Origin of the sequence: Aliiroseovarius halocynthiae (assembly GCF_007004645.1) — a bacterium.
Taxonomy (GTDB): domain Bacteria; phylum Pseudomonadota; class Alphaproteobacteria; order Rhodobacterales; family Rhodobacteraceae; genus Aliiroseovarius; species Aliiroseovarius halocynthiae.
Genome location: NZ_ML660019.1, coordinates 1383671 through 1405078, shown reverse-complemented (window position 1 = coordinate 1405078; position 21408 = coordinate 1383671). Strand labels below are relative to the sequence as shown.

Genomic DNA, 21408 nt, shown 5'->3' with positions numbered 1-21408 from the left:
AACGATAATTTTCACCTGAATGGCAGAAGAGATGAAGCCTCTCGTCTGTTAAGGTCTTGGTTACCAATAGATTCTAAAATCGTCCTATCTGAAAACTTAACTTGAATTGTTCCTATTTTGTACTCATACAGTCATGAAGAACAAGTCAAGAACAATCCATTGATTGCCGCTTGTCGGCGGGTGTGGAATAAGTGAGGGCAAGACATGGCAACGGCGGACATTTTTGAAATGAAGAAAGACAGCGACAAGAAAAAGGCGCTCGACAGTGCGCTGGCCCAAATCGAACGTCAGTTCGGCAAGGGCTCGATTATGAAGCTTGGCGCGGATAACCCGGTGTCCGAGATCGAATCGACCTCGACCGGGTCGCTTGGGTTGGACATTGCGCTTGGCATCGGTGGTCTTCCAAAAGGTCGGGTCGTCGAGATCTATGGCCCCGAAAGCTCGGGTAAGACGACGCTGACACTGCACTGTGTGGCAGAAGAACAGAAAAAGGGCGGTGTTTGTGCCTTTGTGGATGCAGAGCACGCACTGGACCCGCAATATGCCAAGAAGCTGGGCGTTGATCTGGACGAATTGCTGATCTCGCAGCCTGACACCGGTGAACAGGCGCTGGAAATCGTCGATACGCTGGTGCGCTCGGGCGCTGTAAACATGGTTGTGGTCGACTCGGTTGCGGCGTTGACGCCGAAATCCGAACTAGAAGGCGATATGGGCGACAGCAATGTTGGCGTTCAGGCCCGCTTGATGAGCCAAGCAATGCGTAAGCTGACCTCGTCCATCGCTCGATCCAACTGCATGGTGATCTTCATTAACCAGATTCGCATGAAAATCGGCGTGATGTTTGGCAGCCCAGAAACGACGACCGGCGGTAACGCGCTGAAATTCTATAGCTCGGTCCGTCTGGACATCCGCCGCATCGGCGCGATCAAGGATCGTGATGAGGTTGTCGGCAACGCCACCCGCGTGAAAGTCGTGAAAAACAAGGTGGCACCGCCCTTCAAGCAGGTTGAATTCGACATCATGTATGGCGAAGGCATCTCGAAGATGGGCGAGCTTCTGGACCTTGGCGTGAAAGCTGGCGTGGTCGAGAAATCCGGCGCGTGGTTCAGCTATGGGGATGAACGGATCGGGCAGGGGCGTGAGAACGCCAAGAACTACCTGCGTGAACACAAACGCACTGCGCTTCAGATTGAAGACAAGATCCGTGCCGCACATGGTCTGGATTTCGATATGCCAGAACATGAGAAAGGCGATGACGATGACGGTCTGCTTGAGGCGTAATCAGACCTGAAAATTTGATCAAAGGGCTGGCAACTGCGCCGGCCCTTTTTCTTTGCCCATCCGCGATCGGTTCCCCCTGTGGACAGCACGCACGCACGCGGGTAAACGGGTGAGAAAGCGCATAAGAGACGAGACAAAATGGCCAGCCTCAACGATATCCGTTCGACCTTCCTGAACTATTTTGAACGCGAAGGGCATACGATCGTGGACAGCTCTCCGCTGGTGCCGCGAAATGACCCGACACTGATGTTCGTGAACTCGGGCATGGTGCAGTTTAAAAACCTCTTCACCGGGGTCGAAAAGCGCGACTATGTGCGTGCGACGACTGCCCAGAAATGTGTGCGCGCTGGCGGTAAGCACAATGATCTGGACAATGTGGGGTATACGGCGCGTCACCACACGTTCTTTGAGATGCTGGGGAATTTCAGCTTCGGCGATTACTTCAAGAAGGACGCCATTCCGTTCGCGTGGAACCTGATCACCAAGGAATTTCGGATCCCGAAAGAGAAGCTGTATGTCACGGTTTATCACACCGATGACGAGGCGTTTAACATCTGGAAAAGCCTGGGCGTGCCCGAGGACCGGATCATCCGCATCGCGACGTCCGACAATTTCTGGCAAATGGGCCCGACCGGCCCTTGCGGTCCGTGTACCGAGATTTTCTACGACCACGGCGAACACATCTGGGGCGGCCCTCCCGGCAGCCCGGAAGAAGATGGCGATCGTTTCATCGAGATCTGGAATATCGTGTTCATGCAGAACGAGCAGTTCGAAGACGGTTCGATGATCGATCTTGAGATGCAGTCGATCGACACCGGCATGGGGCTGGAGCGTATCGGCGCGCTGCTTCAGGGCAGCCATGACAACTATGACACGGACCTGTTCAAGGCGTTGATCGAGGCTTCTGCCCACGCGACAGGCGTAGATCCCTTTGGGGACAAGAACGTGCATCACCGTGTGATCGCGGACCATCTGCGCTCGACCTCGTTCCTGATTGCGGATGGTGTAATGCCGTCGAATGAAGGCCGTGGTTATGTGCTGCGCCGCATCATGCGCCGGGCGATGCGTCATGCGCATCTGTTGGGTGCGAAAGACCCGGTCATGCACCGTCTAGTGCCCGAGCTTGTGGCCCAGATGGGGCAGGCCTATCCCGAGCTGGCGCGCGGTCAGGCGATGATCGAAGAAACGCTTCTGAACGAAGAAACCCGGTTTAAGAAGACGCTGGACCGTGGATTGAAACTGCTGGATGACGAAGTGTCTGGTCTGGCTGAAGGTGCGGACCTTCCCGGCGAAACGGCGTTTAAACTCTATGACACTTACGGCTTCCCGCTGGACCTGACGCAGGATGCGCTGCGCGAAAAAGGGCTGGGCGTAGATCAGCCCGGTTTTGACGCCGCGATGGAAGAACAAAAAGCGCGCGCCCGCGCGGCATGGTCCGGTTCGGGCGAAGCTGCGGACGCCACCATCTGGTTTGACATTGCCGAAGAACACGGCGTGACCGAGTTTCTTGGTTATGACACCGAGCATGCCGAAGGGCAGATTCGGGCACTGGTTCAGGACGGTAAACCCGTTGACTGCGTAAAGGCGGGTGACGACGTGCAGATCGTCGTCAATCAGACACCGTTCTATGCCGAAAGTGGTGGTCAGGTCGGCGATACCGGTCTGATCCGTACGGAAAGCGGTTCGGTTCATGTGACAGATACCAAGAAGGTGGCGGATGTGTTCATCCATATCGCGAAAGTCGACAGCGGAGAAATCACACGCGGGCAGGGCGCTGAGCTGGCCGTGGATCACCTGCGCCGCACGGCTATTCGGGCCAACCATTCGGCTACGCACCTGCTGCACGAGGCTTTACGCAATGAGCTGGGCGAACATGTCGCGCAGCGCGGGTCGCTGAATGCACCGGACCGTCTGCGTTTCGATTTCAGCCACAACAAAGCGGTGAGTGCGCAAGAGCTTGGTAATATCGCCCGCGAGGTGAACACCTATATCCGTCAAAACACGCCTGTTGAAACCCGGATCATGACCCCGGATGACGCGCGCGACATTGGTGCGCAGGCGCTGTTTGGCGAGAAATATGGTGACGAGGTCCGCGTGGTCTCGATGGGACATGCGGCGACGGGTAAAGGTGCAGGTGGTGAAACCTACTCGATTGAACTTTGTGGTGGTACTCATGTCAAACAGACCGGCGATATCGGCATCTGCGTGATCCTGTCCGAAGGCGCATCTGCCGCTGGCATTCGCCGCATTGAGGCTTTGACTGGTAAGGCCGCTGTCTCCCATATTGAGGCCGAGGCCGCACGTGGGTCCGAACTTCAAGGCATGCTGAAAGCCAAACCAGAAGAAGTTGTGGACCGCGTGAAAGGCCTGATGGACGAACGCAAGGCGCTGCAGAACGAGATCTCTGCGCTGAAACGCGAACTTGCCAAAGCTGCGGGTGCAGGAGCGGAAGCCAAAGACATCAATGGCGTAAAGTTCTTGGCCATGTCGATTTCCGGCGTGGGCGGAAAAGACCTGCAAGCGCTTGTGAATGAACAGAAAGACGCTCTGGGATCTGGTGCGGTTCTGATCATTTCAGACAATGACGGCAAGGTTGCTGTGGCTGCTGGTGTGACCCCCGATCTGACCGACAATCTGTCGGCGGTCGATCTGGTGAAGGCGGCGGTGCCCGAACTGGGTGGCAAGGGCGGCGGTGGTCGTCCCGAGCTGGCGCAGGGCGGCGGTGCAGATGCGTCGAAGTCGGAAGACGCGATCAAGGCCGCCGAGGCCGTTCTGGCGGGCTAAACCACCCTTTCCAAACACAAAAAGGCCGCGTATCGTTTCCCCGATACGCGGTTTTTTCGTTAAGGAGACACATCATGCCCGCCCTTTGGATTGCTCACGTCACTGTCACAGACGAAGAATCTTACGGTAAATACGCCAAACTGGCCGGACCCGCGGTCGCCAAACATGGCGGCAAGTTCATCGCCCGTGGCGGACGCTATGTGCAGCTCGAAGGCAAAGACCGCCCGCGCAATGTCGTTGCCAAGTTTGAAAGCGTTGAAGCCGCCGAAGCTTGCTATCACTCTCCAGAGTATCAGGAGGCGCTCAGCCATGCGCGCAACGCGTCCGAGCGCGAGCTTTTGATTGTCGAGACGGATGAGTGAAACTCAACCGGTTTACGTACGGATGGTCGTACCGGGAAATATCGACGGATTTGATGCGCGGCCCGGGATTTTCTGTGCTGCCTATGAGCTCAAATACCGGAATGACGTCGACAAAATTAGCTTAGAGATCCTTCTCGATCTTCTGGGGTGGTTTGAAGAGTATCTTGACGCTCCAGACAAATTTAGCAGGAAGAAGAACGACTCTCACAGCGACTTCACCAGAGGACTAAGTTGGTTCAAACCTTCTGCTACCGTTTATGTTCAAAAGATGTGGCAGCTTAAAACCCTGTTGGGTGAGTGGGACTATCCAGTCGAGGTGCTGAAAACGCGACGACCCGGTCGGATTATTTATGAGGACAATGTTCAAGTTGTCGCCGATCCGTTTTCGGATACACCTAGATAGGAAAAAGGGGCCTTGCGGCCCCTTTCATTTTACTGCGCGGCTTTTGCCATCCGCTTGCGTTCATGCGGGTCCAGATAGCGTTTACGCAGGCGCACGTTTTCGGGCGTGACTTCAACCAGCTCGTCGTCGTTGATATAGGCGATGGCCTCTTCCAGCGACAGGGTTACGGGCGTGGTCAGGCGAACCGCCTCATCGGTGCCCGAAGCACGCACGTTGGTCAGCTTCTTACCTTTCAGCGGGTTTACTTCCAGATCGTTTTCACGCGAATGCTCGCCAATGATCATGCCTTGATAGACGTCTTCCTGCGCGCCGATGAACATCTTGCCGCGATCTTCAAGGTTCCAAAGGGCGAAGGCGACCGATTGGCCGTTCTCCATCGAGATCAGAACGCCAGCGCGACGGCCGGGAATGGCGCCTTTATGCGCAGTCCAGCCGTGGAACACGCGGTTCAGAACGCCGGTTCCGCGGGTGTCGGTCAGAAACTCGCCGTGATAGCCGATCAGGCCACGCGATGGCACATGCGCGATGATACGTGTTTTGCCTGCGCCAGCGGGTTTCATCTCGACCAGCTCGCCCTTGCGGGCGCCGGTCAGTTTCTCGATCACGGCACCGGAATATTCGTCATCCACATCGATTGTGGCTTCTTCGACGGGTTCCATGCGGACACCGTTTTCTTCTTTCATGATCACCTGCGGGCGCGAGATCGACAGCTCGAACCCTTCGCGACGCATGTTTTCGATCAGAACGCCCATCTGAAGTTCGCCGCGGCCTGAGACTTCGAAAGCCTCACCGCCGGGGGTGTCTGCGATTTTGATGGCAACGTTCGATTCCGCTTCTTTCATCAAGCGATCACGGATGACGCGCGACTGAACTTTCTTGCCGTCGCGGCCCGCCAGGGGGCTGTCATTGATGCCGAACGTCACGGTGATGGTAGGCGGATCGATGGGTTGGGCATCTAGCGGAGTATCAACTGCCAGCGCACAGATCGTGTCTGCAACCGTGGCTTTTGCCATGCCTGCGATCGAAACGATGTCACCGGCCTGTGCTTCTTCGATGTCGGCCTCTTCCAAGCCGCGGAACGCGCGGATTTTCGTGACGCGGAATTGTTCGATTTTTTGGCCGATGCGGCTAAGGGCTTGAACGGTTGCGCCGACTCTCAGCGTGCCGCTTTCAACGCGACCGGTCAGAATACGGCCCACAAACGGGTCGGATCCCAGCGTGGTGGCCAGCATGCGGAAATCTTGGTCCTGATACGCGATCTGCTTGGGGGCAGGGACGTGGTTGACGATCAGGTCAAACAAGGCGTGCAGGTCTTCGCGCGGTCCGTCCAGCTCGTGATCGGCCCAGCCCGAACGGCCCGAGGCATACATATGCGGGAAATCGAGCTGGTCTTCGGTGGCTTCAAGGCTGGCAAACAGGTCAAAGCATTCGTCCAGCGCGCGGTCAGGTTCCGCGTCGGGTTTGTCCACTTTGTTCAGAACAACGATCGGGCGCAGGCCCAGCGCCAGTGCTTTCGCGGTCACGAACTTCGTTTGCGGCATCGGGCCTTCAGCGGCGTCCACCAGCAGCACAACACCGTCAACCATCGACAGGATGCGCTCAACCTCGCCACCGAAGTCGGCGTGGCCGGGGGTGTCAACGATGTTGATGCGGGTGTTCTTCCATTCGACCGATGTCGGCTTGGCGAAAATCGTGATGCCACGCTCGCGCTCGATGGCGTCATTGTCCATGGCGCGTTCGGCCACGGCCTGGTTTTCCCGGAACGCACCGGATTGTTTCAGAAGCTCGTCAACAAGGGTCGTCTTGCCGTGGTCAACGTGGGCGATGATCGCAATATTGCGCAGGTCCATAAGGGCCACCTTCGAATGAAAAGGGATAAGTTAGGGCGCGCATAGCCCGGTTGTGGCGCGATTGCCAGTAGAAATGCGCGCAAATGCAGGTATTTCGCGTGTTCAGTGCTGGGCGGACTGCGAAAACAAGTGAATGACCAGAATACCGCCGAGGATCATGGACAGACCCAGAAGCGCGGGCATGTCCAGTTTCTGACCAAATAAGGCATAGCCAATCGCAGCGATCAGGACGATCCCAAGCCCCGACCAGATGGCATAGGCCACACCAACCGCCATGTATTTCAGCGCCCACCCCAACAGGAAAAAGCTGATGGCGTAAGCCACAACAACCGTCAGCGATGGGCCGAGACGCGTGAACTGTTGGCTGGCTTGTAGTGCGGTTGTGCCAATGGTCTCTGCAATGACGGCGAGGATTAGGATCAGATAGGGCATGGCGCTGCTTTCGATGTTTCACCCCATCTACGTCGCGCCGCCTGTTCTGTCAGGCTTCAAAGCGACAATTCTGTCGTTTCCTTCAACTCTTCCATGACAAAGCTGGCAGAGACGTCGCTTAGGTCTACTTTCGCGATCAGACGTTGATACAGCGCGTCATAGTCTTTCACGTCACTGACGCGGGCGTGGATCAAATAGTCCAGATCGCCGGTCATGCGATAGGCGCCCAGGATCTCGGGCATCAGCTTGACCGCGCGCGCGAATTTGTCCAACCAGTCAGGGTCATGGTTCGAGGTGCGGACCTGAATAAACACAGATAGGCCAAGCCCCAATTTCTGCGGATCTAACAGCGCGACGCGTTTGCGAATGACGCCACTTTCCTGAAGGATACGGACGCGCCGCCAGCACGCATTGCGCGATAAGCCCACCTTCGCGCCCAGATCTTCGAGGCTTTGATCTGCGTCCTGTTGAAGGGCACTCAGGATTCTGCGATCTATTGTGTCAATGTTATCCATGTAGGGATGATAGTGGGAAAATGTCACGCAATCAACGCGTATGCGCGTAACTTTGGGACATATGTAGCGCGATGCTTGGTATCATGTTGCCACGCTGACAGGAGACATATCATGATCAACCGCATTTTTATCGAGCACCCGCAATCCGTCGACGAGACCTATCTGGAACACGCCAAATTTGCGGCGACGTTCAGTTTCTGGCTCTTTCTGGCGGCAGGCGCAGCCCTTATACACGCGATCATTCCGGCAGCATTTGAGAAGACAGGCAGCCGCATTATCGCAAAGCTTTACGCAAAGACCCATAATCGGGGCCAGTAATCCCGTTAGGGTAAGATTGGAACGCAAGGGGGCAGTATGTGCCGTTGGGCAGCCTATTTGGGCGCACCTATTTTCATGGAAGAGGTTGTGGTCCAGCCCGGCCATTCTTTGATTCAGCAAAGTCAGGAAGCGGAGGAGGCGAAAACCGCCATCAACGCCGATGGGTTTGGGGTGGCGTGGTACGACCACCGCGCCGAGCCGGGGTTGTATCGAGATGTGCTTCCTGCGTGGTCTGATCCAAATTTACGGGCCATTGCACATCAGGTGAAATCGCGCCTGTTTCTGGCCCATGTGCGGGCGTCTACTGGATCGGCGACCAGTCGCAACAACTGCCATCCGTTTTCCCATAAGCAATGGAGCTTCATGCATAATGGGCAGATCGGAGGGTTCGAAACCTTCCGCAAACAGGCAGACATGCTGATCCCCGATGCGCTTTACGGCAAACGGCAGGGGGCCACAGACAGCGAAGTCCTGTTTTTGCTTACAATGGACGCGATCGGGCAGGGGGTAAACGTGCCGCAAGCCTTAGAGCACGCGACGCGGGAGCTTGCGGGTCTGTCGCGTGAATTCGGTTATGCGCCACACTTACGCCTGTCGGCCGCTTTGTCTGACGGCACATCCCTTTGGGCGGCACGTTGTGCGTCAGACACATATGCACCGTCGGTATATTATCGGTGGTCGGAAAGCCGTCAGGGCTGGGCCGTCGTATCCGAGCCTTTGGACCGGAACGAAGATGGTTGGATTTGTTTGCAGCCCGGTCACATCGCGCAGTTCCACGGGTGCGATGTGACAGTAGAGCCGTTTCAGCCTTAGGCGTCTTCGTTCTGAGGCCAGTTTGGTTTGCGCTTTTCAATAAAAGCCTGAATGCCCTCGGCCGTATCGCGCAGCATCATGTTTTCGGCCATCACGTTGCCGGTGAAGGCGTACGCCTCTTCCAGATTCATCAGGGCCTGATCATAGAAGGCAGACTTACCGATCTTCACGGCCGCCCCCAGTTTCGAAGCGACCGTCGCTGCCAGCTCGTCCGTTGCGGCGCGCAAGTCCTCATGGGGCACGACGCGATTGACCAATCCAACTTCGCGGGCGCGGGCCGCGTCGATAAATTCGCCGGTGGTCAGCATCTCGAAGGCGACCTTGCGCGGCACGTTGCGGGTCAGCGCGACCATCGGGGTTGAGCAAAAGAGCCCGATATTCACACCGTTTACGCCAAATCGCGTGCCCTCGGCGGCGACGGCCATATCGCAGGTCGCAGCCAGTTGGCAGCCCGCGGCGGTGGCGATGCCGTGGATTTCTGCGATGACGGGCTGGGGCAGGCGGGGGATCAGGGTCATGACCTCGGCACAGCGGGTGAATAGATCTTTGAAATAGGCCTGTCCGCAATCCTCGGCTGCGCGGCCTGCGGTCATTTCCTTCAGGTCATGGCCCGCGCAGAACACTTTACCCGCGCCTGCGATCACAATTGCCCGGATCGAGCTATCTTCGGCCAGCGCTTCAAGTTCGGATTTCAGCGCGGCGAGCATCGCGTCTGACAGCGCATTCAGCGCGCCGGGGTTGTTTAACGTCAATCGCGCAATTGACGCTGCGTCCTCGCGGATCAGAATTGGATCTGCCATCTTGTCCTCCCTCAAAGTCGGGCCCACGATAGGCGTGAAGTGACTTGGGGGAAACAATGCAATTGAAAATGACGCAACGTGAATTGCAGGCCTTCTTGGTCGAACAGTTCCCACAGGTCTCGGACGATTTCGAAGTGGCAGAAGTTGCGCCGATGCGTGCGACCATCCGAAAGCGTATTGGCAAAAAGCATCTGCGCCCCGGCGGCACCGTGTCAGGCCCCAGCATGTTCGCGCTGGCGGATGTCGCGATGTATCTGGCGGTGTTGGCGATGATTGGCCCCAAGGCGCTGGCGGTCACGACCAACTGTTCAATTGATTTCATGCGCAAGCCAGCGTCGGGTGCCGATCTGCTTGCGCATGCGACAATCCACAAGCTGGGCAAGGTATTGGCCGTAGGTGATGTTCTGATCTATTCCGAGGGCAGCGACCAACTCGTGGCCCGCGCCAGTTTGACGTATTCAATCCCGCCGGAACGGGGTTGACCCGGGCAGGGGAAAGGCGCACCACATTAGAAAAACAAGATATGTTGCGCGAGGTGCCCGCCATGGATGACACGACACAGGTTCCTGACCCAAACATCCCCCCGGAAGAGTTCGACCGATTGGCGCATTTCCCCGTTACGTTTTTCGCCATTGTGATGGGGGTGATGGGGCTGACGCTTGCGTTGCACGCAGGCGCACCGTCTATGCCGGTTCTCAAGCATGCCTCTTCCCTGATGTTGCTGATTGGTGCGGCGATAATGGTCGCGACTTCATTGGTCTATATCGCAAAAGCGTTGCGCCATCCCAGCGCCGTGGCCGAGGAATGGCATCATCCGGTGAAATTGGCGTTCTTCCCCACGATTTCGATCTCGCTTCTGCTCCTGGCCACCGCAACCTTCCCTTACAATGAAGTGCTGGCCGAGTATTTGTGGCTGGCCGGTGTTGTTGGGCAGGGCGTGCTGACCATCGCTGTGATCTCGGGCTGGATCAGCCATCGGTCGTTTCAGGTGGGGCATTTGACGCCGGCATGGTTCATCCCGGCGGTCGGCAATGTGATTGTACCCGTTCTGGGGGCCCGTATGGGATATATCGAAACGTCCTGGCTGTTCTTTTCCGGCGGTATGATCTTCTGGATTGTGTTGCTGACACTGGTGATGAACCGGTTGATCTTTCACGACCCAATCGTTGCGCGCCTGTTTCCAACCATGGTCATCCTGATTGCACCACCCTCGGTCGCGTTTCTGGCCTATGTCAGTATGACCGGAGACGTCGACGGCGTCGCGCGGCTTTTGATTTATGCGGGCTATATCTTTGCGGCGCTTGTGGTCGCGCAGGTGCCACGCCTGGCAAAGCTCCCCTTCGCGCTCAGCTGGTGGGCGCTGAGTTTTCCCATTGCTGCGCTGTCGATCGCATCTTTCCGGTTTGCGCAGCTGGACGGTTCACGAACGCATCACAATATTGGCTTCATCCTATTGATTGTACTGGTTTTGGTAGTTGCGGGTCTGATCTGGCGTACTGGAAAAGCCATGCTTCGCGGCGAAATCTGCGTTCCGGAATAAAAAATGGCCGGGGAATACCCCGGCCCAGGAAAAGGTTTCGGTTCGGTGTCAGCCGCGCCAGAAGGGCTTTTCCGCCTCAAGCTGCGCTTCGGTTTTGCTGATGCCGATGTCCTTGTGAAGGTGATCCGGAAGATCCCTTAGCGCACGTCGAGTGCTTCGGTTCATGCGCCATTTGGTGACGGAAACGGCGACAATCAGTGCGACCTCTGCCAAAGCGGGCAGTGGGCGGTTTGTGTCAAGAAAGGCGAGCCGGTCATGCCGGTACGTGTTTCCGTGTTCCATCTTAAACTCCAAGTATTGTATTGATACAATGCGGCTATTGTGCCATGGTGTATTGATACAAATCGAATCTGCGCCACACAATTGGAATATTGTTATGGGTACAATTTTCTCGGAAGAGCTTATGGAGGGGCGGGGCCCCAAGTATCAGCGATTGGCGGATGGTCTTATGGCGGCCATCAGATCCGGGACGCTTCCAGAGGGTGAAAAACTTCCGCCTGTGCGCGAACTGGCGTGGGAGCTCAAGATCACACCCGGTACGGTCGCGCGCGCTTATTCCATTCTTGGCAATGGTGGGTGGGTCTCGGCCGAGGTTGGACGAGGCACCTTTGTGCGTCCTCAGAACGCGTGCCCGAATTCAAGACCTTCATCCCGCACCGGTAATGTAAAGCATCAGGCGCATGCATTGCACAGCGAGCCCGAAACTGACTTCCTGTTCGCGCCGCGCCTTCCTGATGTCGGGCAGGTCGATATCATACGTGACGCCCTTCGTGCCACGGCAGAGCTGCCCGAGTCCCTGTTGCTGCGCTATCCGTTCTACGGATCGCAATCCTATCTGCGCGAAGCCCTGCTGGCCCATATCCCCGAACAAGAAAGGGGCGGGATCACTGCTGATGACATTGTCGTCACGAATGGCGGGCAAAATGCCATCATGCTGTCGATGCAGACATTGCTGGCCGAAGGTACGCGGGTGGTGATGGTGGAAGAACACTCGTATCCCGGCCTGCGCCGCGCGGTCGAGCTTTTGGGGGCAAAGGTTGTTGCGGTTCCTATGGACGAGCAGGGCGTGGACCCTCAGGCCTTGGCGCATGTCGCTCGAAGTTCTGGCGCGAGCCTGCTGTTCACGATGCCTGAAGCGCATAACCCAACCTGCCGCGTGACCGATACCGCCAGGCGGCACGAGGTGGTTGATGTGGCACGCACCCTCGGTTTTCACGTCGTTCAGGATGATTGTTATCGGCTTGGCCCTGCACGCGGCCCAAGCTATCGGGCCCTGTTGCCCGAGCAATCCTGGTTCATCTCATCCTTTTCAAAGACCATATCGCCGGCGCTTCGCGCGGGGTATGTCGTGACGCCATCGGGTTGGGCGGGTAAGTTGCGTCGGGTTGTGGACGTCAATTACTTCGGTGTTTCCTCGCCAACTGCCGAGGTCTTGTACCAAGTGTTGTCCCACCCCGATTTGGAGCGCTCGATGATGGAAATGCGTCAGCGCAATCGCGAGTATATTCAAGTCGCCGTCAACACGTTGGGGCGGTTTGAGCTTGGTTGGAGCCATGATGTCCCCTTCTTCTGGCTGAAACTCCCCTATGGCTGGCGCGTATCAAACTTCTGCCAGAAGGCTGAAAACAAGGGCATTCGGGTACGTCCCGGGGATGATTTTGCGCTGCGCGACGGGCCCTCCCCGCAGGCCGTGCGCATCTCGGTCAATGGACAAATGCCGCTTGATCGGTTCCGATCCGTTCTTGCAGAACTGGTCGAGCTTTTGGACAATCCAACGGATACATTAAGCGTATAGGGGCTGATTTGGTGGCTGTGAGGTGGGGTAAAATAATACCTTATTTATAACCAATTGAAAAGACGCGGTAAAATTAGACATACTGCGCTTGACCCGCAGTGCAAAATCACTAAAACCACCCCATCCGAAACCCAATCAGGGCTGAATCAATGAAAACCTTCTCTGCAACGCCTGCAGATATCGACAAAAAGTGGATCATCATCGACGCCGAAGGCGTTGTTCTTGGTCGTCTTGCATCGATCATCGCAATGCGTCTTCGTGGCAAACACAAAGCCTCGTTCACGCCGCACATGGACATGGGTGACAATGTCATCGTGATCAATGCGGACAAAGTACAAATGACCGGCAAAAAGCGCACCGACAAAGTGCACTACTGGCACACCGGTTACCCGGGCGGCATCAAGTCGCGCACAGCCGGTCAGATCCTCGAGGGTGACCACCCCGAGCGTCTGCTGACCAAAGCCGTGCAGCGCATGCTGCCGGGCGGCAAACTGAGCCGTCAGCAAATGACCAACCTGCGCATCTACGCCGGCGCCGAGCACCCCCACGAGGCCCAGAGCCCCGAAGTGCTGGACGTCAAGTCGATGAACCCCAAAAACACACGTGAGGGCTGATCATGACTGAAGAGATCAAATCGCTGGACGAGCTGAACGCCGTCGCAGAAGGCACCGAAGCTGTTGTTGAAGTTGCCGCCCCCCGTGAGCCCGTCCGTGACGAGCTGGGTCGCTCTTATGCCACCGGCAAGCGTAAAGACGCTGTCGCCCGCGTGTGGATCAAGCCGGGTTCCGGCAAGGTCACCGTGAACGGTAAAGAAATGGACAAATACTTCGCACGCCCCGTGCTGCAGCTGATCGTTCGTCAGCCAGCACAGGTTGCTGGTGTTGAAGGCGAATTCGACGTGGTTGCCACCGTTAAAGGCGGCGGTCTGTCGGGCCAAGCTGGTGCGGTTAAGCACGGGATTTCGAAAGCTCTGCAGCTTTACGAACCGAGCTTGCGTGGCGCACTGAAAGCTGCTGGTTTCCTGACCCGTGACTCGCGTGTTGTTGAACGTAAGAAGTTCGGCCGCCGCAAAGCACGTCGTTCGTTCCAGTTCTCGAAGCGTTAATCGCCGGGAAACAGATTTTGGGAAGGGCTGCCGGTTTGGCGGCCCTTTTCTTTTGCGCCGGTCTGAATTGCCGCGGTTTCATGTTGCGGGGGGCTCGGCGATGGCCTATATCCCCGACCTAGGCACCCGTAGCTCAGCTGGATAGAGCGCTGCCCTCCGAAGGCAGAGGCCAGAGGTTCGAATCCTCTCGGGTGCGCCAGTTTCCCAACTTGAAATTTACGCGCGATACCGATCTACGAAGTTTTTCAGGATCTTAGCTGGCGCATGCACATCAGCGGCATGGACCATGTCGACCAGCGCTTCAGCTTCTTCCGGTGGGAAATATCCATGGTGCTTGTAGATGCCGATGCGGGTTTCAAACCCGTGCGCGTCGGCCTCGGGGTGGAACTGCGTGGCATAGACGTTTTGGCCGAAGCGGATCATTTGAAACGGGCAGGGGGCAGAAGTAACCAGTTGCACACAGCCTTGGGGCAGATGTTGCATCGCTTCCTTGTGGGCGACGAATGCTTCGAACGCATCGGGTATTCCTGACAGCAAAGGATCCTTACGCCCTTCATCGGTCACGCGGCAGGGGCTGGCGCTGACAGGCTCGCCATAATTCTCTTTTGAAACGGCGCCGGGTTCCAGATGGTGGCCAAGAATGCCGATGCCGTAGCAGCATCCTAAGAATGGAATATCTTGTGCCGTGATCTGCGGCATCAACGACAGGCATTCCGCTTCGATCTTGGCCTCAATCTTTGACTTCTTCTCGGGCGCGTCCGACACGCAGCCGGGGCCGCCGCCTACGATGACACCTGCATAGTTGGACAGGTCCAGATCAGCGGGGATGTCCTCTTGATCCAAGCGAATGCGGTGGACCTGATCTGCATTCAGGCCGCCTTTGGTCAAAAAAGCTTGGAACTCGTCATCCGAGGCATCGGTTTCCGGGCGCAGTTGCAGGATCAGGAAAGGTTTCACTAGGGCCTCGTCAGTCGTTCAAAGCTTGATGCCAAACAACCTACCACGCCACAACAAAAAAAGCGCCCGAGGGCGCTTTGCATTGCTTTATGAGGGAAGGATCGTCGAAGCTTAGCGACCCCACGAGCGGACCACGCCGCAATCCATATGCACGAAGTTCGACCCCGAATATTTGCCGACGCCACCACCGTTACAGGCCACAGCCGCTTTGAACATCTGGTTCACTGAACGGGACTTCAGGCGCAAGTCAGCGGCTTGACCTTTCATGTGAAGCGAGTTTTTTGCAACGCCGCGAGAACGCGAGCGCAGCATTGCATTGGTTTTAGGCGAGCGATAGCCCGACAGCATCGTGTAGGGTTCGCGCACATCCATCAGGCCATGGGCGGCGGCCATAATGTCGATTGTGCGCGTGTCGATCTTGATCGACGTGTCGGTCCGCCAATCACGCATGAAATGGTTGATCTCTTTCAAGCCATCTTTGATGTACTTGCCTTCAATCCAATAGATCATGTTGATTGTTTCACCGGTGCGACCGGAATACATCGCCAGACGGCGCACATCGCCGCCACCGCGAAGGAAACCAGCTGCATTGGCATACATTGGGGCGGCTGTTACAGCGGTTGCTGCAAAAGCACCCAGAAGTCCGCGCCGAGTGATGCCCGAATTCAAGCCGTTCTTAGTCTCGTAGGTCATTGTCGTAGCGTGTCCCGTCGCTTGCCTGTCATCAATCCCGCCTGACTCTGAGGTCAAATCAGGGTGATGCGATTACCTTTACCCCAGACGTGACTTCTTATTGCACAACTCGAATCGTGCGCCAAGTAGAGTTTTTAGCCCCTTAACGGGTTCAAGAAAAATCGGCGGGAATTTGCTGAAAATTCTGAAGCTCGGGTTAACCGTGGCGCATGTGCGTCAATCGGGGCTCCGGGGTGGGGTATTCCTGAAACTCTTTTGTGTCTTTGGTAACATCTTGGTCAGAATGGTTTGATTATGAATAGACAGCCGCGGTCAGATGTTGGAAAACTGATGGGCAGCAAGATCCATTTATTTCGGACATGACATGACGAAACCATTGCCCGCGCGTATGCGTTCGACCTTTCTCAGCTATGCTTTTGTGGCGGTCAATGCCATTGCAGTCAGTGCTTCTTCGGGTGAACCTGTTTATGCCCAAAGCATGGTTTCCGCATTCGCGCAATCCGTGGCCGAGGCCGCTGCGCGTGAGGGCGAGGTTGCCGCATTCTATCGTGCGAACGCCTATCAGCCGATTTGGACCGGCGATAGCGAGGAGGATCTAGCTCGTCGCAAAGCGCTTTTCGCAGCGCTGTCGAAGGCGGGCGATCACGGCCTGCCTGTGATCGATCTTGAAGCGCTGAAAACACGGATATCCAATGTGGGCTCTGTGCGTGACCTTGGCGCAATCGAGGTTGAGTTTTCCAAATTGCTTGTCGATTACGCGCAAAATGTGAATTCCGGCATACTGACGCCTGGGCGGATTGACGAAGGGATCGTGCGCAAGGTTAATCGCTTGGATGGCGCAGAGGTATTGAAGGGGTTTACGTTAACATCTCCTGATAACTACCTGAAAACGCTTCCGCCAAAGAATGCCGAGTACAGTCGGTTGATGCGAGAGAAGCTGCGTCTTGAAGCGGCGATTCAGCATGGTGGCTGGGGTCCGAAAGTACTTGCTAAGGCATTGAAACCGGGCCAGTCGGGTGATGCTGTGATTGCCTTGCGCAATCGCTTGGTGCGGATGGGATATCTTAACCGGTCTGCAAGTCGTACTTATGATGCATCCATTCAAGAAGCCGTTCAGCAGCTTCAAGCCGATCACGGGTTGACCAATGATGGTGTTGCCGGGGCCGGAACTCTCGCGCAGGTTAATGTTTCGCCTGAGAAGCGTTTGGCTTCGGTTTTGGTTGCGATGGAACGTGAGCGCTGGACAAATTTCGAGCGTGGCGCGCGCCATATCTGGGTGAACCTGACGGATTTTACAGCGAAAATCGTTGATGGGGGCACAGTGACCTTTCAGACCCGCTCGGTCATTGGAAAGAATGTTTCGGACCAGCGTAGTCCCGAGTTTTCTGATGTGATGGAGCATATGGTGATTAATCCAACTTGGAACGTGCCGCGCTCGATTGCCACCAAAGAATACCTGCCGATGTTGCAGCGCAATCCCAATGCGGTCAGCCATCTGAAACTGATTGATCGCCGAGGACGTGTGGTGAAGCGCGATGCAGTGGATTTCACCAAGTTTACAGCGCGTAGCTTCCCCTTTGCAATTAAACAGCCTCCGTCTTCGCGCAATGCGCTGGGGTTGGTGAAGTTTATGTTCCCAAACAAATACAACATTTATCTTCATGACACGCCGTCCAAAAGCCTGTTCGCGCGCGAGGTCCGCGCCTTTAGTCACGGCTGTATTCGATTGGGGGATCCGTTTGATTTTGCTTATGCATTGTTGGCAAAGCAAAGTAGAAATCCCAAAGCGACCTTCCACAACGCGCTGGACACACGACGTGAGACTCAGATTGCGCTGGAGCAGCACGTGCCAGTGCACATCGTCTATCGCACAGCGATTGCCCCGGCAAAGGGCCGCGTGACTTATCGCCGCGATATTTATGGTCGTGACGCAAAGGTCTGGGAGGCTTTGAAGAATGCTGGGGTGGCGCTTCCTGGCGTGGATGGTTAAATCCTTTAGTGCGGCGCTCGGGTGCAATTGCCCGGCGCCATAATAGGAGCGCTGAATGACTTTCACTCTTTCCGAGATAGCCACCGCATTGGGGACCGAATTCCAAGGCGATGGGACCATCACGTTGTCTGGGGCCGCCGAACCGAAGGACGCACGCGCGGATCAACTGGCTTTGGCCGTTGACCCAAAATACGCAGATGGCATTGCCGGTGGGCAAGCCCGCGCCGCTTTGTTGTGGGAAGGCGCTGACTGGCAATCGCTTGGTCTTGATGGTGCGATTTGCATGGCGCGCGGTAAGACTGCGATGCCGCTTTTGACCCGTGCTTTGGATCCGGGGTTGGGGATCGCGCCGGGCATTCACCCAAGTGCAGTCGTCGATGACAGCGCCGAAATTGGAGAAGGCGCCCGCATTGGTCCGTTGGCCGTAATCGGTGCCGATGTGAAGATTGGCGCGAATGCCCAAGTTGGGTCCCATGCCTCGATTGGGTATGGCACGGTGATTGGTGACGAGCTGACCCTGCATCCTGGTGCGCGCATCGCGCATCAGTGTCGTATTGGGGACCGCTTTACTGGTCAGTCGAATTCGGTTGTCGGCGGGGACGGGTTTTCGTTCGTCACTTTGGATAAGGAAAGCGCGGTTGAAAGCCTGCGCGGGGGGATGGCGGAAGGCGAAACGACGGCCTCTGTCGAAGGGTCTGCTCATTGGGCGCGGGTGCATTCGTTGGGCGGGGTTGAGATCGGAGACGACGTTGAGCTGGGCGCAAGCTCGACCATCGACCGGGGCACCATCCGCGCGACCCGGATCGGGCGAGGCACAAAGATCGACTGTCAGGTTCAGGTGGGCCATAACGCCGAAGTGGGCGAAGACGTTATGATGTGTGGCAACGTGGGCGTGTCAGGGTCGGCTAAAATCGGCAATCGCGTTGTATTGGGCGGCAAAGTTGGCGTCAGCGACAATATCTTCATCGGAGATGACGTGATCGCAGGCGGTGGCACCAATATTTACACCAATGTTCCCGCAGGTCGCGCAGTACTGGGCAGCCCGGCAGTTAAGATCGAAACGGAAATGGCCATCCGCCGCGAACTGCGTCGTTTGCCACGCTTGGCTGATACGTTACGTGAACTTCAAAAAACGGTTACAAAACTCGTGGACAAGGGCTAGAAACGCGCCATCGCGAAAGGGGACATTATGTCTGAAAGCATTCAGGACCGCGTCATCGCCATCATCGCCGAGCAAGCAGTGCTTGAACCGGGTGATGTCAGCCTCGATCAAACTTTGGAAGATCTGGGCATTGACAGCCTTGGCCTTGTTGAAAGCATCTTCGCCATCGAAGAAGCTTTCGATATTTCGGTGCCATTCAATGCCAATGATCCATCAGAGAGCGACTTTGACATTTCGTCCGTCGCCGCCATCATTCAGGCGGTGCAGGGTTTGGTCGCGGATCAAGCCGCATAGATCATATGAAACGTATCGTTATCACTGGTCAGGGCACGATTAATGCACTTGGCCGCGATGTCCCGGAAACGCTTGAAGCGATGCGCGAAGGGCGGTGTGGGATCTCGGATCTTGAGTTTCAGGATGTCGAGCGTCTGTCCATCCGAATTGGCGCGCAGGTCAAGGGATATGAACCCGAAGAGACCTTCAACCGCCAGCAAATCGCGCTATATGACCGGTTTACCCAGTTCACTCTGATCGCGGCACGCCAAGCCATCACGCAGTCCGGCCTGACATTCTCGGGCGAGCTTGCGACGCGGTCAGGAGTCGTGCTGGGCACGTCGGGCGGTGGTATGAACACGTTGGATGAGAATTACCGCTCGGTTTATGAAGATGGTAAGAACCGCGTGCACCCGTTTGTCGTTCCTAAGCTGATGAACAACGCCGCTGCCAGCCACGTGTCGATGGAGTGGAACCTAAAGGGACCAAGCTTTACCGTGGCGACCGCCTGCGCAAGCTCGAACCATGCGATGGGGCAGGCGATGCAGATGATCCGGGCAGGCATGGCAGATGTCATGGTCACTGGCGGGGCCGAGGCGATGTTGTGCTTTGGTGGCATCAAGGCTTGGGAAGGGCTGCGGGTCATGTCCAGAGATGCCTGCCGTCCGTTTTCGGCCAATCGGAACGGGATGGTTCAGGGCGAAGGTTCGGCCATGTTTGTCTTCGAGGAGTATGAGCACGCGAAAGCGCGTGGGGCGGACATCTTGGCCGAGGTGGTCGGCTTTGCCATGACCTCGGACGCTGCGGATATTGTTATGCCGTCAAAGCAGGGTGCATCCCGAGCAATTGCAGGTGCGATGCGGGATGCGTGCATGAACCCCGAAGAAGTGTGCTATATCAATGCGCATGGAACGGGGACGGCGGCGAATGACAAAACCGAATGTGCGGCCGTGGCAGATGCGTTTGGTCATCACGCGGATGAACTGATGATCTCGTCCACGAAATCCATGCATGGGCACTTGATTGGCGGCACCGGCGCGGTCGAACTTTTGGCATGTATTATGGCGTTACGAGACGGCGTAATTGCGCCAACCATCGGGTATGAAGATCCGGACCCGGAATGCGCGCTGGATGTGGTGCCAAATGTAGCGCGCGACGTGAAAATTGACGCGGTACTTTCTAACGCTTTCGCGTTCGGCGGGCTTAATGCGGTGCTGGCCCTGCGGGCACATTAATTTCATATCATATATGTTACAAGAACGCCGCCCTGTGGGCGGCGTTCTGCGCTTTTGATGGCGGTTTACTGAGCCGCTGGGGCCAGAGCTGGAACGATCAGCTCGTCATAGGCAGCGGTGAAGCCTGTCAGTGACATGTTCAGGTTTACGCGTTGGTCAGGTGCAGCAGCTGGCGTGATTGTCAAAGTCGCTTTTGCTCCCTTTTTGAAACCAGAGATTTCCTCTGTGGTGAAGCCGATATTCGCTACGCAGCCCAGCTGAGTGCAGAACCGGAACGGATAGCGACGGCCCTGAGTGCCATCAACGGCGATGGTTAGCTGTTGTGTCAAAAGCGTTTCAAGCGGAACCACGACAGTTGCGCCTGCTGCAACCTGATTTCCTTCTGGAAGTTTGCCTAGCGAGATTTCGGCTACGGGATTGCCCGTTTCGTCCTTTAGAAGCTGATACATCTGGCAGGGATCGTCACCTCGGCCCTCAGGCATCGTGATGCATTTTCGTTCCCAATCACCGGTGACCTTTTCTACATAAGTCTGGCCGGGCTGACGGGTGGCGTCTACTGGTTCGCCAAGATCAACACTCGGTTGGGCTGCTGGGGTGTCCTCGGTCGAAGCATCGGAATTGTCCTGCGCGATGGCGGCTGTGCCAAGCGATAAGGCCGCCACTAGTGAGAGGGATTTAATCAGCTCGATCTTCATGATCTTTCCTTGTTGCGAAATCGAAATTTAAGAGTGGGATACCATGAGCCTCACGGGGTGTCAGGTAGAAATCCGTGCGCTACGCGGGAATTGGCAGAGGATCTTAGAGGCAGGCGGCACTCCGCCGGTCGAACCCATTCATTTCCCCCGAAAAAAAGAAAGAGACCCGCACAAGCGGATCTCTTTCGAATGTCTCTCCCTGCCGGACTGACCGGCTTATAGTGTGACGCTATGTCACTTGATTGTGGGGGTCAAGCGTCAAATTGGCGCGTTTTCGACAAAGTTTGGACTTTTAGCGCCATCTGATTGTGTTTTGGATCCCATCGCGCAAGTCGCTGAACGGGTTAAAAAAACCGCGCCCGAAGGCGCGGCAGTCTGACAGGGAGGAAGTCTTCCCAGCCTCAA

The 21408-nt window shown here is 56.4% G+C and carries 23 protein-coding genes and 1 tRNA gene; 16 read left to right on the top strand and 8 right to left on the bottom strand.

All coding sequences use genetic code 11. From position 1 onward, the window contains the following. The first annotated feature begins 204 nt into the window (after positions 1-204). The 4 genes from recA (at position 205) to FIL88_RS06960 (ending at position 4830) form a co-directional block, all read left to right on the top strand. On the top strand, positions 205-1281 hold the full coding sequence (gene recA, locus FIL88_RS06975; RefSeq protein WP_142853042.1) for a recombinase RecA: 1077 nt from the start codon (positions 205-207) through the stop codon (positions 1279-1281). Between the two features lie 138 nt (positions 1282-1419). After that, positions 1420-4065: an alanine--tRNA ligase gene (alaS, locus tag FIL88_RS06970; RefSeq protein WP_142853041.1), complete on the top strand. Its 2646-nt coding sequence runs from the start codon at positions 1420-1422 to the stop codon at positions 4063-4065. Between the two features lie 74 nt (positions 4066-4139). Then, entirely contained in the window at positions 4140-4427 is a 288-nt protein-coding gene (locus tag FIL88_RS06965; RefSeq protein ID WP_142853040.1) for a DUF1330 domain-containing protein, read from the top strand. Then, positions 4420-4830 carry a hypothetical protein gene (locus tag FIL88_RS06960; RefSeq protein ID WP_142853039.1) on the top strand — a complete coding sequence of 137 codons (411 nt, stop codon included), beginning with the start codon at positions 4420-4422 and terminating at the stop codon, positions 4828-4830. The genes FIL88_RS06965 and FIL88_RS06960 overlap by 8 nt, the downstream gene beginning before the upstream one ends. 29 nt (positions 4831-4859) lie before the next feature. Here FIL88_RS06960 and typA read toward each other — a convergent pair whose 3' ends face one another. The 3 genes from typA to FIL88_RS06945 form a co-directional block, all read right to left on the bottom strand. After that, the gene (gene typA, locus FIL88_RS06955; protein WP_142853038.1) at positions 4860-6680 is read right to left on the bottom strand and encodes a translational GTPase TypA; all 1821 of its coding nucleotides are present in this window, start codon (positions 6678-6680) and stop codon (positions 4860-4862) included. 102 nt (positions 6681-6782) lie between these two features. Continuing rightward, positions 6783-7112, bottom strand: a complete 330-nt coding sequence (locus tag FIL88_RS06950; protein WP_142853037.1) for a DMT family transporter — start codon at positions 7110-7112, stop codon at positions 6783-6785. 56 nt (positions 7113-7168) lie between these two features. Beyond that, positions 7169-7627, bottom strand: a complete 459-nt coding sequence (locus tag FIL88_RS06945) for an Lrp/AsnC family transcriptional regulator (RefSeq protein WP_142853036.1) — start codon at positions 7625-7627, stop codon at positions 7169-7171. A gap of 111 nt (positions 7628-7738) precedes the next feature. On the opposite strand from FIL88_RS06945, the gene FIL88_RS06940 reads away from it, so the two are divergent. Both FIL88_RS06940 and FIL88_RS06935 read left to right on the top strand, forming a co-directional pair. Then, entirely contained in the window at positions 7739-7945 is a 207-nt protein-coding gene (locus FIL88_RS06940; RefSeq protein ID WP_142853035.1) for a DUF6356 family protein, read from the top strand. A 36-nt stretch (positions 7946-7981) separates the two neighbouring features. Then, complete coding sequence (locus FIL88_RS06935; protein ID WP_142853034.1) at positions 7982-8758, top strand: class II glutamine amidotransferase; 777 nt, start codon at positions 7982-7984, stop codon at positions 8756-8758. Here the strand turns inward: FIL88_RS06935 and FIL88_RS06930 are convergent. Continuing rightward, positions 8755-9558 carry an enoyl-CoA hydratase gene (locus tag FIL88_RS06930; RefSeq protein WP_142853033.1) on the bottom strand — a complete coding sequence of 268 codons (804 nt, stop codon included), beginning with the start codon at positions 9556-9558 and terminating at the stop codon, positions 8755-8757. The two genes, FIL88_RS06935 and FIL88_RS06930, sit on opposite strands and share 4 nt — an antisense overlap. A gap of 56 nt (positions 9559-9614) precedes the next feature. Here FIL88_RS06930 and FIL88_RS06925 point away from each other — a divergent pair, with 56 nt between their 5' ends. Further along, on the top strand, positions 9615-10040 hold the full coding sequence (locus FIL88_RS06925) for a PaaI family thioesterase (RefSeq protein ID WP_142853032.1): 426 nt from the start codon (positions 9615-9617) through the stop codon (positions 10038-10040). A 62-nt stretch (positions 10041-10102) separates the two neighbouring features. Further along, positions 10103-11098 carry an SLAC1 anion channel family protein gene (locus FIL88_RS06920; protein WP_142853031.1) on the top strand — a complete coding sequence of 332 codons (996 nt, stop codon included), beginning with the start codon at positions 10103-10105 and terminating at the stop codon, positions 11096-11098. Between the two features lie 48 nt (positions 11099-11146). On the opposite strand, the gene FIL88_RS06915 is transcribed toward FIL88_RS06920, so the two are convergent. Further along, the gene (locus FIL88_RS06915; protein WP_142853030.1) at positions 11147-11380 is read right to left on the bottom strand and encodes a DUF1127 domain-containing protein; all 234 of its coding nucleotides are present in this window, start codon (positions 11378-11380) and stop codon (positions 11147-11149) included. A 94-nt stretch (positions 11381-11474) separates the two neighbouring features. On the opposite strand from FIL88_RS06915, the gene FIL88_RS06910 reads away from it, so the two are divergent. From FIL88_RS06910 to FIL88_RS06895, 4 genes are all read left to right on the top strand, one after another. Next, positions 11475-12893, top strand: a complete 1419-nt coding sequence (locus FIL88_RS06910) for an aminotransferase-like domain-containing protein (RefSeq protein WP_185960868.1) — start codon at positions 11475-11477, stop codon at positions 12891-12893. A gap of 149 nt (positions 12894-13042) precedes the next feature. Beyond that, entirely contained in the window at positions 13043-13507 is a 465-nt protein-coding gene (gene rplM / locus FIL88_RS06905; protein ID WP_142853028.1) for a 50S ribosomal protein L13, read from the top strand. Positions 13508-13509: 2 nt separating this feature from the next. Further along, on the top strand, positions 13510-13998 hold the full coding sequence (gene rpsI, locus FIL88_RS06900) for a 30S ribosomal protein S9 (RefSeq protein WP_142853027.1): 489 nt from the start codon (positions 13510-13512) through the stop codon (positions 13996-13998). A gap of 122 nt (positions 13999-14120) precedes the next feature. Further along, positions 14121-14197, top strand: a tRNA-Arg gene (locus FIL88_RS06895). Positions 14198-14214: 17 nt separating this feature from the next. Here FIL88_RS06895 and FIL88_RS06890 read toward each other — a convergent pair. After that, the gene (locus FIL88_RS06890; protein ID WP_142853026.1) at positions 14215-14955 is read right to left on the bottom strand and encodes a glutamine amidotransferase; all 741 of its coding nucleotides are present in this window, start codon (positions 14953-14955) and stop codon (positions 14215-14217) included. A gap of 111 nt (positions 14956-15066) precedes the next feature. Beyond that, positions 15067-15648: a YcbK family protein gene (locus FIL88_RS06885; RefSeq protein ID WP_142853025.1), complete on the bottom strand. Its 582-nt coding sequence runs from the start codon at positions 15646-15648 to the stop codon at positions 15067-15069. A 364-nt stretch (positions 15649-16012) separates the two neighbouring features. Here FIL88_RS06885 and FIL88_RS06880 point away from each other — a divergent pair, with 364 nt between their 5' ends. The 4 genes from FIL88_RS06880 to FIL88_RS06865 are packed head-to-tail and all read left to right on the top strand — an operon-like array spanning position 16013 to position 20308. Further along, complete coding sequence (locus FIL88_RS06880) at positions 16013-17638, top strand: L,D-transpeptidase family protein (protein ID WP_246066632.1); 1626 nt, start codon at positions 16013-16015, stop codon at positions 17636-17638. 55 nt (positions 17639-17693) lie between these two features. Continuing rightward, positions 17694-18800 (top strand): UDP-3-O-(3-hydroxymyristoyl)glucosamine N-acyltransferase, encoded by a 1107-nt coding sequence (locus tag FIL88_RS06875; RefSeq protein ID WP_142853024.1) that lies wholly within the window; start codon positions 17694-17696, stop codon positions 18798-18800. Positions 18801-18827: 27 nt separating this feature from the next. Then, the gene (locus FIL88_RS06870; RefSeq protein ID WP_142853023.1) at positions 18828-19094 is read left to right on the top strand and encodes an acyl carrier protein; all 267 of its coding nucleotides are present in this window, start codon (positions 18828-18830) and stop codon (positions 19092-19094) included. A gap of 5 nt (positions 19095-19099) precedes the next feature. Further along, positions 19100-20308, top strand: coding sequence for a beta-ketoacyl-[acyl-carrier-protein] synthase family protein (locus FIL88_RS06865; protein WP_142853022.1), 1209 nt, complete (start codon positions 19100-19102; stop codon positions 20306-20308). Positions 20309-20373: 65 nt separating this feature from the next. Here the strand turns inward: FIL88_RS06865 and FIL88_RS06860 are convergent, their stop codons facing one another. Next, positions 20374-21003, bottom strand: coding sequence for an invasion associated locus B family protein (locus tag FIL88_RS06860; RefSeq protein WP_142853021.1), 630 nt, complete (start codon positions 21001-21003; stop codon positions 20374-20376). Between the last annotated feature and the right edge of the window lie 405 nt (positions 21004-21408).

What these genes read in the sequence shown, in the direction of transcription:
- recA (WP_142853042.1), top strand. Translation starts at nt 205, where the DNA reads ATGGCAACGGCGGACATTTTTGAAATGAAGAAAGACAGCGACAAGAAA.
- alaS (WP_142853041.1), top strand. Translation starts at nt 1,420, where the DNA reads ATGGCCAGCCTCAACGATATCCGTTCGACCTTCCTGAACTATTTTGAA.
- FIL88_RS06965 (WP_142853040.1), top strand. Translation starts at nt 4,140, where the DNA reads ATGCCCGCCCTTTGGATTGCTCACGTCACTGTCACAGACGAAGAATCT.
- FIL88_RS06960 (WP_142853039.1), top strand. Translation starts at nt 4,420, where the DNA reads ATGAGTGAAACTCAACCGGTTTACGTACGGATGGTCGTACCGGGAAAT.
- typA (WP_142853038.1), bottom strand. Translation starts at nt 6,680, where the DNA reads ATGGACCTGCGCAATATTGCGATCATCGCCCACGTTGACCACGGCAAG.
- FIL88_RS06950 (WP_142853037.1), bottom strand. Translation starts at nt 7,112, where the DNA reads ATGCCCTATCTGATCCTAATCCTCGCCGTCATTGCAGAGACCATTGGC.
- FIL88_RS06945 (WP_142853036.1), bottom strand. Translation starts at nt 7,627, where the DNA reads ATGGATAACATTGACACAATAGATCGCAGAATCCTGAGTGCCCTTCAA.
- FIL88_RS06940 (WP_142853035.1), top strand. Translation starts at nt 7,739, where the DNA reads ATGATCAACCGCATTTTTATCGAGCACCCGCAATCCGTCGACGAGACC.
- FIL88_RS06935 (WP_142853034.1), top strand. Translation starts at nt 7,982, where the DNA reads ATGTGCCGTTGGGCAGCCTATTTGGGCGCACCTATTTTCATGGAAGAG.
- FIL88_RS06930 (WP_142853033.1), bottom strand. Translation starts at nt 9,558, where the DNA reads ATGGCAGATCCAATTCTGATCCGCGAGGACGCAGCGTCAATTGCGCGA.
- FIL88_RS06925 (WP_142853032.1), top strand. Translation starts at nt 9,615, where the DNA reads ATGCAATTGAAAATGACGCAACGTGAATTGCAGGCCTTCTTGGTCGAA.
- FIL88_RS06920 (WP_142853031.1), top strand. Translation starts at nt 10,103, where the DNA reads ATGGATGACACGACACAGGTTCCTGACCCAAACATCCCCCCGGAAGAG.
- FIL88_RS06915 (WP_142853030.1), bottom strand. Translation starts at nt 11,380, where the DNA reads ATGGAACACGGAAACACGTACCGGCATGACCGGCTCGCCTTTCTTGAC.
- FIL88_RS06910 (WP_185960868.1), top strand. Translation starts at nt 11,475, where the DNA reads ATGGGTACAATTTTCTCGGAAGAGCTTATGGAGGGGCGGGGCCCCAAG.
- rplM (WP_142853028.1), top strand. Translation starts at nt 13,043, where the DNA reads ATGAAAACCTTCTCTGCAACGCCTGCAGATATCGACAAAAAGTGGATC.
- rpsI (WP_142853027.1), top strand. Translation starts at nt 13,510, where the DNA reads ATGACTGAAGAGATCAAATCGCTGGACGAGCTGAACGCCGTCGCAGAA.
- FIL88_RS06885 (WP_142853025.1), bottom strand. Translation starts at nt 15,648, where the DNA reads ATGACCTACGAGACTAAGAACGGCTTGAATTCGGGCATCACTCGGCGC.
- FIL88_RS06880 (WP_246066632.1), top strand. Translation starts at nt 16,013, where the DNA reads ATGACGAAACCATTGCCCGCGCGTATGCGTTCGACCTTTCTCAGCTAT.
- FIL88_RS06875 (WP_142853024.1), top strand. Translation starts at nt 17,694, where the DNA reads ATGACTTTCACTCTTTCCGAGATAGCCACCGCATTGGGGACCGAATTC.
- FIL88_RS06870 (WP_142853023.1), top strand. Translation starts at nt 18,828, where the DNA reads ATGTCTGAAAGCATTCAGGACCGCGTCATCGCCATCATCGCCGAGCAA.
- FIL88_RS06865 (WP_142853022.1), top strand. Translation starts at nt 19,100, where the DNA reads ATGAAACGTATCGTTATCACTGGTCAGGGCACGATTAATGCACTTGGC.
- FIL88_RS06860 (WP_142853021.1), bottom strand. Translation starts at nt 21,003, where the DNA reads ATGAAGATCGAGCTGATTAAATCCCTCTCACTAGTGGCGGCCTTATCG.